The sequence below is a fragment of the Frankia sp. CpI1-P genome (assembly GCF_001421075.1).
GTDB lineage: Bacteria > Actinomycetota > Actinomycetes > Frankiales > Frankiaceae > Frankia > Frankia torreyi.
In genome coordinates, this window is record NZ_LJJX01000096.1 from 1 (window position 1) to 11,980 (window position 11,980).

Here is an 11,980-nt window from a genome sequence, read left to right on the forward strand (position 1 = left end):
CTCCTCGACCGCCCAGGCCGCCGCCCAGTCGGCGACCCGGACCATCGCGGTCGGGCAGGTCAACCGGTTGGCGATGAGGACCTCGATGACCTGGCCGTGGGTCAGCCGGGCGTCCTCGCGGACCGGGCAGAGTCGGTCGACGACGCTGGCCACCCCAAGCCGGCGCAGGAAGTCCCGCACGACCGGCAGCGCGCCGAGCATCTTCTCCACGCTCGGAGGTCCATAACCCNCCACGACCGTCACAGGCGGGAACCGTGCCAGGCCCACCACTCCACCCCGCGGCAAACCCGACACGGAACAACCAAAAGATCACGGAACTGTCACATCGCACGAACGTGCGAAGGACAGGGATATCGGGCATCAACACGGGTAACCGTCCGAGGAAACGACCATGACCGCCCGGGGTGCCGGCCGGATCGGCGCTCGCCTGCTGTGGACGGGTGCCCTGCGGATGGCGCCCGGGACGCCCGGTCGGCACAACGCAGGTCATGGATGGTCAGCGGCCGCATCTGGCACGGTGCCCGCGCCATGGCCCCGTCGAGCTGGACCGGAACCTCGGGGGACGACCGTCGAGCACCGTTCGCCGCGCGGACCCGTGCCCCTGTGGACAGCGACGAACCGTCGGCCACGGTGACCATAGATGGTCACCGTGTGCGGCACGGTGCTCCTCATCGAGGAGGGTGGCGGACGGGCCGAGCGTTATCCACAGGCGACACGGAAGGCGGGCGGCGGTGACCGCAGAGGAACGTCCCCAGCGGCCGTGAAGGCCGGCACCTCTCCTGTGGAGAACCCGGAAAACTCCTGGTCAGGGAGCTGATCGTGGCTGCGCTCGCGGACCTGGCCGTGGGCACCGAGCAGTCCGGACGGGCGCCCTCCCCGCGCACCGGTGGTCGAGGGCGCTGCTCATGGGCGACCATCCTGACTCCAGGCATCCACCGCCTCACGGGTGGAATGCACGGGGCCCCTCGTGGACTCCGGCAGCGCCTGTGGACAGCGCATGCTCTGGGCGGCGATCAGCGCCGATGGTCACCGTTCCCTCTGTGGATGGCCCACCGAGCGGCATTGACGTCGGCGTGCTTGCGCGACGCCTGGGCGTGTCGAGCTGTGGACAGCACGATGCCCGCCCGTGGGTGCCAGTCGGTGGCGACGCTGTCCCCCAAGGGAGACGGCTGTGGACAACGCGGCACGGGCCGGCACGGTGACCACCGTCCCCCGCGATCCACCGTGCCTCGGCCGTGGGGGGAGCACCCGACAGACCGACGGGCCTCGCGGACGGACGACGCTCAGTCGACGCCGCGCTCGCGAACGGGGCGCGAACCGTGCCCAGCGGACAGGGGTTCGGCGAGCGGGGCCCAGCGGAGAGGGCCTCGGCGAGCGGGGGTTCGGCGAGCGGGGGTTCGGCGGAGAGGGGGTTCGGCGAGCGGGGCTCAGCGGAGAGGGGGTTCGGCGAGCGGGGCTCAGTCGGAAGGGCCGGAGCGCGTCACGGTGACCGGCTGGACGGCCGCGACGCAGAAGTCGACGAGACGGCCGTGGAAGGCGGGATCGTCGATGGGCTGGCGGGCGCCGCCGAAGGCGTGCCGGGCCAGCAGGGCGCCCAGGAAGGCCCCCGCGGCGAGGTCGGTGTCGAGGTCGGCACGGGCCTCGCCCCGGGAGATGGCGTCGTGCAGGGCGTCCTCGATGGCGGCCGCGCAGCGGTCGACCGACTCGCGCCGGAACGCCGCGTACATCGCGGGGAAGCGGCGCAGTTCGGCCATGCACCGGGCGAGGATCGACAGCCGGGGCTCGGTGAACACCGCGTCGACGTAGGGCGCGAGGTGCAGCAGGTCCGTGCGCAGCGACCCGGTGCGCGGGGGCACGAGCCCGGCCGCCAAGGTCCCGAGCGCGTGCAGGACGAGATCGTCGCGGGCCGGCCAGCGCACGTAGATGCCACGCTTGGCGACGCCGGCGCGGGCCGCGACCCGGTTCACGCTGAACCCGCCGACGCCGTGCTCGGCCAGTTCGTCCACGGCGGCGGAGAGCACGCGGGTGTCGATCGTCGCGTCACGGGGGCGTCCCCGCCGCGGCCGGTCGAGCTGCTCCGTCTCCTCCTGCACCATCCGCTCAGGCTAAGCGGGAAACGTGGGTNTGGACCGCGAATATTTAGGGCACCAGCGTGGTTGCGTAAATCTGACAGGCTCCACGGAGCTCCGACAGCCCGCGCCGCGATCGGAAGGTATCCGTCCGGCGACGCACAGCATCACACGGAGGCGACATGGCGACCACGATNTACTCGGCGACCTCGACCGCATGGGGCGGCCGCGAGGGACGGGTGGCATCCAGCGACAACCGGGTGGACCTCCAGCTCTCCATCCCGAAGGGAGTGGGCGGGGACGACGGTCCGGGCACGAACCCGGAGCAGCTCTTCNCCACCGGCTACGCGGCGTGCTTCCACAGCGCGCTCAAGGCCGTCGCCCGGGGCAAGAAGGTCGACGTCACCGACTCGGCGGTGTCGGTGACCATCGAGCTGCTCCGGGACGACGAGGGCGCCATCGGCCTGGGCGCGAGGATCGAGGCGCAGATCCCGGGGCTCGAGCGGGCCACCGCCCAGGAACTGCTCGAGGCGGCGCACGCGATGTGCCCGTACTCCCGCGCCACAAAGGGCAACATCCCCTCCGAGGTCGTCCTGGTGGACAACGACTGACCGAACCGTCCGGGAGTCCACAGCCGAGCCGACGGGTAGTCCACAGCCGACCCGCGGTCCGTCGGGTCCACGCGTCCCTGCGACGCGTGGACCGGCGGATCCGCAGGTCGACGCGCACCTGTGGCCGGCCGGTCCGCGACCGGCCGGCCACTGGCGTCGCAGGCGAACACCGTGAAGATCGGACCTCAATGTCCTAATGTGCGAAAGAAGCGGCGCCACCCTCGACGTCGAGGGACCAGGACTGGCCCGAAACGGACGGAGGGCGCACAGTTGCGGATTGCGTTGTTGTCGTACCGGAGCCTGCCCACCTGCGGTGGCCAGGGCGTGTACGTCCGACATCTGTCCCGCGAACTGGTCGCCCTGGGGCACCACGTGCAGGTGCTGAGCGGGCCGCCGTATCCCGACCTCGACGACGGGGTCGATCTCACCGAGCTGCCCAGCCTGGACCTCTACCGCGACTCGGACCCGTTCCGCTGGCCGGGCCTGGCGGAGCTGCGCGCGCTGCCCGACGTCGTCGAGTTCGGGATGATGCGGACCGGGCAGTTCTCCGAACCGCTGTCGTTCAGCCTGCGCGCCTACCAGGCGCTGCGGCCCCGGGCGGCCGGTGGACGGCCGCCGTTCGACATCGTCCATGACAACCAGGGGCTCGGCTACGGGCTGCTGGCGCTGCGGGCGGCGCTGCGTCCCTACCGGATCCCGGTGGTGAGCACCGTGCACCACCCGATCACCGTCGACCGCCGGCTGAGTCTGGCCGCGGCGTCGAGCTTCACCGCCCGGGTGGGGCTGCGGCGGTGGTACTCCTTCCTGCCGATGCAGGCCCGGGTGGCGCAGCGGCTGGACGGCATCGTCATCCCCTCCGAGAGTTCGCGGCGCGAGATCATCGCCGACATGGACCTGCCGTCGGAGGTCATGCACACGGTGCCCCTCGGGGTCGACGCCGACGTCTTCACCCCCGCGCCCGCCGGCACGATCCCCGTCCCCGGCCGCATCGTGGTCGTGACCAGCGCGGACGTGCCGCTCAAGGGCCTGGGAGTGCTGCTGGAGGCGCTGGCCAAGCTGCGCTCCGAGCGCGCCGCGCACCTGGTCTGCATCGGCAAGGTCCGCGAGGGCGGGCAGGCCCAGCGCCGGGTGACCGAACTGGGCCTGGGCGATGCGGTGACGTTCCGTTCCAACGTGCCGGAGCAGGAGCTGATCGGGCTGCTGCGCTCCGCCGAGGTCGCGGTCGTCCCCTCCCTCTACGAGGGGTTCAGCCTGCCCGCGGTGGAGGAGATGGCCTGCGGCATTCCGCTGATCGCGACGACCGCCGGGGCGCTGCCCGAGGTCGCCGGCGCCGACGGCGAGGCGGCCCTGTTGGTCCCCCCGGGAGATCCGGACGCGCTGGCCGGGGCCATCCGCACGCTGCTCGACGACCCGGCGCGTCGCGCCCGGATGGGGGCGGCCGGGCGGCGCCGGGTGGAGGAGCGGTTCTCCTGGCGGGCGGCGAGCGCCGCGACCGCGGCCTGGTACGCCGAGCGGATCGCGGCGGTGGGCGGGACGCCGAGCTCGCCCTACCCGGGCTCGTCCTGGTCGTGGGCGCCGCCGACACCCGCCTCCTGGCCGGCCCCGGCCGGGCTGGCCTCCACCGTCCCGCCCGCCCCGGCGTCGGCGCCGGGCGCTGCGAACTCGTCGGCGTCGCCGACGCTCGCCGGCTGAGCCGCGCCGCATGCTCACCGTCGACTTCGATCGTTTTCCCGTGCCCGCCGGCTGCCGGCTGCTCGACCTGGGCTGCGGAGCCGGGCGCCATTCCTTCGAGGCGTTCCGGCGCGGCGCCGACGTCGTCGCGCTGGACTACTCCCTCGGCGAGGTCAGCGGCGTGAACGCGATGCTCGCCGCGATGGCCCTGGAGGGGCAGGCGCCGGCCACGGCGCGGGCGGCCGGGGTGCGCGGCGACGCGCTCGCCCTGCCGTTCGCGGACGCCACCTTCGACCGGGTCATCATCGCCGAGGTCCTCGAGCACCTGCCCGCCGACACGGCGGCGATGGCGGAGATCGCCCGCGTGCTGCGGCCCGGCGGCTGGGTGGCGGTCACCGTCCCGAACCGCCTGCCCGAGCAGGTGTGCTGGAGCCTGTCGACGGCCTACCACACCGTCGAGGGCGGTCACATCCGCATCTACCGGCAGTCCGAGCTGCGCGAGCGGCTGACCGCCGTCGGGTTGGAGCCGATCGNCACCCACTTCGCCCACGCCCTGCACGCACCGTACTGGTGGCTGCGGTGTCTCGTCGGTGTCCATGACGACGACCATCCGGCGACGCGGCTTTACCACCGGCTGCTGGTGTGGGACATGATGCGCCGTCCCCAGGTGACGCGGCTCGCCGAACGGATCCTCAATCCGGTCATCGGCAAGAGCATCGTCCTGTACCTACGAAAACCGGAGGTAGCGCGTGCGGTCGGTTGAGTCTGCACCGGTGTTGACCCCCGAGGCGCTCACCGCGACCGCGACCGCGATCGCCGCCGCCCAGGAACCGGACGGCGCCATCCCCTGGTATCCCGGCGGCCACACCGACCCCTGGGACCATCTCGAATGCGCCATGGCGCTCGACCTCGGCGGCCTCGTCGACGCGGCCGACGCCGCCTGGGCCTGGCTGCGCCGCAACCAGCGGGCCGACGGCTCCTGGGCAACCAGCCACGTGGCCGGGGCGGTCAGGGAGGACTTCGCCGACAGCAACCAGTGCGCCTACGTGGCGACGGCCGCCTGGCACCGCTGGCTGCTCACCGGGGACCGCGCCTTCGCCGCCGGGATCTGGCCGGTCGTCCGCCGGGCGCTCGACTTCGTCGTGGACATGCAGGCCCCCAGCGGCCAGATCTGGTGGGCGCGGGGGTCGGACGGCGTCGACTATCCCGAGTCGCTGCTCACCGGCTGCTCCAGCACCCTGCACAGCCTGCGGTGCGGGATGGCGCTCGCCGCGCTCGTCGGCGAGGTGCCGCCGGCCTGGGAGCGGGCGACCGGCGCGCTGCATCACGCGCTGGTCGCGCATCCCGAGTACTTCGCGCCGCGGGACCGCTGGTCGATGGACTGGTACTACCCGGTGATCGGCGGGGCGCTGCGCCGCTCCGCCGGCCGGGCCCGGCTCGCCGCTCGCTGGGACGACTTCGTCGTCGACGGCCTGGGGATCCGCTGCGTGGCCGACGAGCCCTGGGTGACCGGCGCGGAGACCTGCGAACTCGCGATCGCCCTGCACCTGGTCGGCGAGACGGACGCCGCGGCCAAGCTGGTCGCGGACATGCAGCATCTGCGGCACGACGACGGCGGCTACTGGACGGGCTGGCAGTTCGCCAACCGCACGTTCTGGCCGGTCGAACAGTCGACGTGGACCGCCGCGGCGGTGATCCTCGCGGCGGACACGCTGGCCGGCGGGGTCACCGAGACGCTGTTCCGCGGGGACGACCTGCCGGTCGGGCTGCACCCACCGCTCGACGGCCGGGCCGACACCGACGCGGGCCGCTCCCGCAGGGAGCCGCGCCCGCCCGACCAGCGTCCGGCGCCCGACGGCGACCCGCTGGCAGCACCGGACTCCGCACCACCGGCGTGCGGCTGCCGGTCATTCGACGCGGCGTAGCACCCGCAGCGACCCGGTCTGCGACTGCTCGCGGAAGCCCTCGTCGAGCGCGCGCAGCAGGACGTGGTACGGCGCCTGGCCGCCATCGGCGGGGTCGGGGAACACGTCATGGATGGCCAACAGGCCGCCGGGGGCCACGTGGCGCCCCCACGCGGAGTAGTCGGCCTGGGCCTGCTCCTCGGTGTGCCCGCCGTCGAGGAAGAGCAGCGCGACCGGGGTCGACCACCACCGCCCCACCTGTTCGGACCGCCCGACGATCGCCGTCACCACGTCCTCGACCTGGGCCTGTTCCAGCGTCCGACGCAGGAACGGCAGCGTGTCGAGGCGGCCCGTGCGCGGATCGACCAGGGTCGTGTCGTGGTACTCCCAGCCGGCCTGGTTCTCCTCCGAACCGCGGTGATGGTCAACGGTGACCACCGTGGCGCCCGCTGCCCGGGCCGCCGCGGCCAGGTAGAGGGTGGACTTGCCGCAGTACGTGCCGACCTCGCAGATCAGTCCACCGGCCGGGATGGTCGTGGCCGCCGTGTACAGCGCCAGCCCCTCCTGCGGGGGCATGAAGCCCGTCGCCCCCTCGGCCACCTGCCGCAATGCCGCGTCCACCGCCGGCTCCCTTCCCTGGGTCGTCGTGCCGCCGTCCCGTTTCCCGCCGGCTGGCGGGTACCGCCCGATCCGGCCGGTACCGAACTTAGTGCCCCGGGTTCGCCGACCGGCCGTCATCCGGCGCCGGTTCGCCGGCGGCTACCTGCCGAGGGTCTCGGCCACCTCGGTGCGGCGGGCGAAGACCTCCTCGGCCCGCTCCGCCATCTCCTTCAGCGCCTTCTTGCGTCCCCGGCTGGACAGCCGGTCGAGGTAGAGACCGCCGTACAGATGATCGGTCTCGTGCTGCAGGCACCGGGCGAAGTAGCCGGTGCCCTCCAGCCGCACGGGAGCACCGGTGGAGTCCTGGCCGTGGACGGCGGCGCGTTCGAGCCGGGCGACCTCCATGTAGGCGCCCGGCACGGACAGGCAGCCCTCCTCGCCCTTGACCAGCCGGCGCTCGGCGGGATCGGACTCCTCCAGCTCCGGATTGACGAGGTGCCCCACGTGCCGGACACCGTCCTCGTCCGTGCAGTCGTAGACGAACAGGGCGGCGTCGACGTCCATCTGGTTCGCGGCGAGCCCGACCCCCTCGGCGCCGTACATCGTGGCGAACATGTCGTCGATGAGGGCGGCGAGTTCCGGGGTGCCGAACTCGGTGATCTTCCGGCAGGGTCGGTGGAGGATGGGCTCCCCGACGACCGTGATGCGCCGGATGGTGCCCCGCGCCACCTCGGGCGGGACCTCGGGATAGGCGTCGACCGGCTCTCCCAGGACCCGGACCCGCAGATCCCGTTTCTCGTTCGTCTCATCCGATCGCGCGGTACGCGAGGCCATGGCGGGCTTCTCCTTCCATCCGACCGTCGGCGCGCCCGCACGGACGGCGGCGCAGTGCCGGCCGGGCCCCACCCGCCACCCGCCGTCCGCCATGCCGAACCGGGCCGCCGCCGATCCTCGACATGCTGTGCCTACGAGCTTGGCAGAACGCTCCCGCCGTCCGTGCGACGGATCGNCGCTCCCCAGCCGAATATTTCACCGTCGGGCCGGTGGAGCGGTTCACGCGACGACGCCCGGCATGTCGGTCGCTGGCCGCGGACCGTCAGCGGGAGGGACGGCGGCCGGCCCGACGGCTGCGGCCGAGTTGCTCCCACCAGGCGGCGAACTCCTCCTCCGCGCGGCGCTGCCGCTCCTCCCGGCACGGACGGCACTGGGTGTCCTCGGCGGGACGCTGCCCACAGGTGACGCACATCGGCCCGGAGGCGCCGCCCATCTCGTGGTGGGCCTCCTCGACGGTTCGCCGGCAGAAGCAGCTCACCGAGCCGGACGTACAGGTCACCCATGGGGATAAATGTCCAGAGCCGTGGTGATACGACCACTCGTGGCCACATAATGAACACGGCTGCACGGGGGCATTCGAACATACAGACCGCCCCGAGCGCATTGGCCCGTGNGTGCCAATCCCCGGTTATCCACAGGCTGGCGCGGTGACCGGAAGCAGGAAGAAGGCGAGCCTGTCGCGGGGTACCGGCCCACCGCGGGAGCCGGTACCCCGGACGGACTCAGGCGGCGAGAAGCCCGGCGAGGCGGGTCACGGCGGGCCGCGACTGCAGGTGCAGGCGTTCGAGGTCGAGACCCTCGTCGCCCAGGACGACGAGCAGCCTGGTCTCCCCGATCGCGTAGACGATGATGTGCCCGCCCTGACAACGGGTGATCACCTCGCGCAGCGGCCCCATCCCGGCCTCCTGGCTGGTGGAGCGGCCGAGGCCGAGGGCGGCGGCGGCCATGGCCGCGAGCACCTCGGGTCGGACACCNTCGGCGTCGGCGGCGACCAGCAGGCCGTNGGCGGAGGCGACGGCGCTGCTGGTGACGCCCGGAACCTGCTCCCGCAGGGTGTGGAGCTCGGCGAGTACCCCACCGGTGATCGTGCTTGTGCTCATCGATGCCTCATTTCTCTCGCCACGGAAGTCCGCGCGGACCGACAGGGCTCACCACTCGGCGTCTGCCGGGGCCGTCAGAGGTCGAGGTTGCGGGCGATGGCGCGCAGGCTGTGCCGGGCGAGCGCGAGGTTCGCCCGGNGCCGGTCCAGGGCCAGGTAGAAGAACAGCGGGCTGCCACCGCGATGGAGCAGCCGGATCAGGTGGTACTGCTGATCGAGGGTGATGAGGATGTCCTCGATCCCCTCCTTGATCCCCAAGGCGTCGAGGGTGNGGGCCTTGGNGCGCACGACGTCGGTGTTGCCGGCCGAGGCCGCCTCGAGATCGAGTGTCCGGCCGCCACCGGCGGAACCGAGCATCATTCCGCTCTCGTAATCGACGAGCGAAACACCGATCGCACCGTCGATTGTCATTGCTTCCTTGAGCGCGGTCTCGATGTCCATGAGGTACCCTTCAACCCGTTGACAGCATGACGAAGTTACGTCGGCAGGCCTTTTGGTATTCGTGTGCACGTCGGCGGGCATATCGTGTAGACGAGGCGACCGTACCCGTGCGCGAACGGATTGTCACATCGAGGACCCCACGATGCCGGATGAGATAAAGAACACGCGGAGTCCCGTTTCTTCTACCGACGGCCCACCCCACAAGGAGGAGAGGGGTACACAGCCGGCGGAAGAAATGCCGGNCGGCGTCGACATCCTGCTGGCTGCACTCCGGCGGCAGGCCCGGGAGGAATTCTCGGGTGCGGTTGTGGTGCTGGGCGAGGCGAGCGGGAAGGTTGTCCTTCGGGAGGGTCTGCTCACGACCGCCACCACCTCGGCGGCGCCCGGGCTCGAATCGCTGCTGCTGCGGTCCGGGCGCATCTCCGACGAGGAGTGGACCGAGGTGTTCGCCGCGGCCGCGCCGAGCGGCCGGCTGCCGACGGCGCTGGTCGAACGCCGGCTGCTGGGCAGCGCGGGCGTACAGGTGGTGACCCGGATGGCCACGATGGACGCCCTGTTCGCCCTGGCCCTGACCCGGATCGCGAGTGTGGCCACGGAGCCCGCCGGCCCCGGTTTCCTACCCCCGGTGCTGCCCGTGGAGCCGGGAATCGAGGTCGAGCGGGCCATCCGGGAGACGCGCCGACGGCTGGCGAGCGCCTCCCGTTGGCGCGCCGACCTGAGCCTGGAGCCCCAGGCCCGCCCTCGGTTGGCGACGGCATCGGCACGACACCGGACGACGGGCGGGGCGCAGGCCGACCTGCTGGCCCGGATCGACGGCCGCCGGACCTGCCGGGACATCGCGTTCACCGTGGGCCGCGGCCTGTTCCCGGTGATGACGGACCTGGCGTCGCTCGCGGGGGATGGCCGGATCGTTTTTCCACCCCCGCAGGGGCGATCCCCGGTCAGGTCCGACGCTGAGCGCGGCGGCGCGTCCGGCCTGCCTGACTATGGCGACCGGGTGCACCGGGCGCGCGAGAAAATCCCGCACCTCGCGGGTGAAGACGATTCTGGAGAAGGCCGGGAAATGGTGGAGAACACCCCCCTTCCCCGCCGTTCTCCTCCCCACCGCGACGGCGTCCGCCCGCCCGACCACAGTCTTCCTGTCCGCCGCCGGACACGCTGACTGACTACCGCGTCGGCTTCGATCGACGCCGGTCGCACCGGCCCATCAATACATTCCCGAGCATGGTCCCACGGGGCGGTCTGGCTGGTGCCGCTGCCCCTGTTTGTACACGCTGCCGAGTTGTCAGCTGGTAAACGTCTGGCCAGAAACGCAGGGTGGAAGCATCGCCTTCGCCGTTCGCCTGCGGAACCGCGGGCTCCCACGGCGCCCGACACGCTCGTAGCCGGTACCGAATCATCGGAAGCGTATCGGCGCCACTCATCCCACTTCAAGCAGGGTGTCAAACATACGACTATAGCCTGTTGTCCGCGCGGGGAGTTCGGCACATCTATACCGTTCACACCGGCAGCCTCGACGAGAGCAGGAGCACTCATGACGACCAACGGTCCCTACGGCGACGAGTACAACCAGGGCGCGGGACCGGCCTACGGCCAGGGGCCGGCCGCCTACGGGCAGGGACCGGCCTATGGCCAGGCGCCCGGCTATCCCCCGTATCCCCAGGCACCCGGCTATGGGGCAGGACAACCCCAGGGTGCGGCACTTCCCGGACTGGGCGTCCGGTTCGGCGCCCGTATTCTGGACAACCTGATCCTCACCGTCGTCAACATCACGACTTTCTTCATCCTCGGTTACGGGCTCGGATGGACAGCCCTCACCGCCGTCGTGACCTATGCCTACTTCGTCGGCTTCGACGTCGCTCTCGGCACGACGCCGGGCAAGAAGGCGCTCGGTCTGCGGGTCGTCGGGCCGAGCGGCGGGCGGCCCGGGCCCAACAACGCCGCGGTCCGTGAGCTGTTTCTACTGTTCAACATCATTCCGATCCTCGGGCCATTCCTGCTCCTGGCGGCCAACGTCGTCATCGCCGTCACGATCAACGCGGACCCGCGGGATCAGGGCATCCACGACCGCCTCGCCGGCGGCACCCAGGTACTGCGCGGATAAGCGAGCATGCCGGTCGGGCAGCGGCGAATCGACTGGCGCCTCGCCGAGCCGACCCGGCATCTGCGGCCGAAACGGGTGGGAAGCGCCGCTGTGGTCCCACCCGTTCCAGGCGACGACGCTCCGCGGACCTGCTCGCGCCCGCCCCGCGACCGACGGAGTGGCGGGAAAGAGGGTAATGCCTGCTGGCCAAGGGTGGAGCTCCGAGGGTGGACCTTGAACCCCGATCTTGACCGCTACCTGCGGGAACGCCGCAAGCCCTCCAGCCGGACGGGCATGATGTAGCCGAACGATCGCCGAGCGTATAGAGGGGCTCCCCGGGGAAACCGGGGAGCCCCTCTTCGTGCTCGCGATCTCGAAGCGACCCGAGCCGATGCCGAAAGGGAAGGGCGCTAACTTTTGCAAGCAGTCTGCTAGCACTCGTCTCAGGTGATGAGTTGCGATCCTTCGTCGGGTTCGTCGGTGATCTCGGGTCGGCCGGGTCGGCCGATGTGCCGTCGGTGTTCCCGCGCGGCGAGTCGTCGGGGCGCCCATGCCTCGCCGATCGCGATATGCATCCGGTCGATCATGGCCGCGCCACCGAGCCGGTATGCCTCGGCTTCCCCGTCACTGACCGGGCCGGTTGTCGTGCGTTCAAGCTGCGGTGCGAG

11 protein-coding genes and 4 pseudogenes are annotated in these 11,980 nt (G+C 71.7%); 7 read left to right on the plus strand and 8 right to left on the minus strand.

The genetic code is table 11. The annotated features are described in order from the left end of the window. Positions 1-201: DUF4277 domain-containing protein (locus tag FF86_RS30100; protein WP_044887431.1), on the minus strand; the 201-nt coding region annotated here is incomplete at its 3' end. Between the two features lie 1,256 nt (positions 202-1,457). After that, entirely contained in the window at positions 1,458-2,096 is a 639-nt protein-coding gene (locus FF86_RS30105) for a TetR/AcrR family transcriptional regulator (protein ID WP_044888657.1), read from the minus strand. A 170-nt stretch (positions 2,097-2,266) separates the two neighbouring features. On the opposite strand from FF86_RS30105, the pseudogene FF86_RS61145 reads away from it, so the two are divergent. From FF86_RS61145 to FF86_RS30125, 6 genes and pseudogenes are all read left to right on the plus strand, one after another. Beyond that, positions 2,267-2,404: pseudogene (locus FF86_RS61145) on the plus strand (osmotically inducible protein C); the annotation flags it as partial. Position 2,405: 1 nt separating this feature from the next. Beyond that, positions 2,406-2,680, plus strand: a pseudogene (locus FF86_RS61150) (Ohr family peroxiredoxin); the annotation flags it as partial. 270 nt (positions 2,681-2,950) lie between these two features. Next, complete coding sequence (locus tag FF86_RS30115; RefSeq protein WP_052681649.1) at positions 2,951-4,372, plus strand: glycosyltransferase family 4 protein; 1,422 nt, start codon at positions 2,951-2,953, stop codon at positions 4,370-4,372. Positions 4,373-4,382: 10 nt separating this feature from the next. Then, on the plus strand, positions 4,383-4,884 hold a 502-nt coding region (locus tag FF86_RS30120), incomplete at its 3' end, for a class I SAM-dependent methyltransferase (protein WP_242419901.1). 1 nt (position 4,885) lies between these two features. Further along, positions 4,886-5,114 (plus strand): annotated as a pseudogene (locus FF86_RS61155) (SAM-dependent methyltransferase); the annotation flags it as partial. After that, complete coding sequence (locus FF86_RS30125) at positions 5,101-6,276, plus strand: hypothetical protein (RefSeq protein ID WP_044888660.1); 1,176 nt, start codon at positions 5,101-5,103, stop codon at positions 6,274-6,276. The pseudogene FF86_RS61155 and the gene FF86_RS30125, both read left to right, overlap by 14 nt. On the opposite strand, the gene FF86_RS30130 is transcribed toward FF86_RS30125, so the two are convergent. From FF86_RS30130 to FF86_RS63465, 5 genes and pseudogenes are all read right to left on the minus strand, one after another. Further along, positions 6,259-6,876 (minus strand): class I SAM-dependent methyltransferase, encoded by a 618-nt coding sequence (locus FF86_RS30130; RefSeq protein ID WP_055406019.1) that lies wholly within the window; start codon positions 6,874-6,876, stop codon positions 6,259-6,261. The genes FF86_RS30125 and FF86_RS30130 overlap by 18 nt on opposite strands. Before the next feature lie 138 nt (positions 6,877-7,014). Then, on the minus strand, positions 7,015-7,689 hold the full coding sequence (gene def, locus FF86_RS30135) for a peptide deformylase (protein ID WP_044888669.1): 675 nt from the start codon (positions 7,687-7,689) through the stop codon (positions 7,015-7,017). A gap of 262 nt (positions 7,690-7,951) precedes the next feature. Next, entirely contained in the window at positions 7,952-8,188 is a 237-nt protein-coding gene (locus FF86_RS30140) for a hypothetical protein (protein ID WP_044888662.1), read from the minus strand. Positions 8,189-8,411: 223 nt separating this feature from the next. Then, on the minus strand, positions 8,412-8,663 hold a 252-nt coding region (locus FF86_RS30145; RefSeq protein ID WP_242419902.1), incomplete at its 5' end, for a roadblock/LC7 domain-containing protein. Between the two features lie 30 nt (positions 8,664-8,693). After that, positions 8,694-8,789 (minus strand): annotated as a pseudogene (locus tag FF86_RS63465) (dynein regulation protein LC7); the annotation flags it as partial. A gap of 1,974 nt (positions 8,790-10,763) precedes the next feature. On the opposite strand from FF86_RS63465, the gene FF86_RS30160 reads away from it, so the two are divergent. Continuing rightward, positions 10,764-11,333 carry an RDD family protein gene (locus FF86_RS30160; RefSeq protein ID WP_044888666.1) on the plus strand — a complete coding sequence of 190 codons (570 nt, stop codon included), beginning with the start codon at positions 10,764-10,766 and terminating at the stop codon, positions 11,331-11,333. 422 nt (positions 11,334-11,755) lie between these two features. Here the strand turns inward: FF86_RS30160 and FF86_RS36790 are convergent. Further along, positions 11,756-11,980, minus strand: a 225-nt coding sequence (locus FF86_RS36790) for a hypothetical protein (protein ID WP_206779086.1), incomplete at its 5' end; no start/stop codon positions are given.

Excerpts from the sequence above, each read along its gene's own strand:
- FF86_RS30105 (WP_044888657.1), bottom strand. The coding sequence starts at position 2,096 with ATGGTGCAGGAGGAGACGGAGCAGCTCGACCGGCCGCGGCGGGGACGC.
- def (WP_044888669.1), bottom strand. The coding sequence starts at position 7,689 with ATGGCCTCGCGTACCGCGCGATCGGATGAGACGAACGAGAAACGGGAT.
- FF86_RS30160 (WP_044888666.1), top strand. The coding sequence starts at position 10,764 with ATGACGACCAACGGTCCCTACGGCGACGAGTACAACCAGGGCGCGGGA.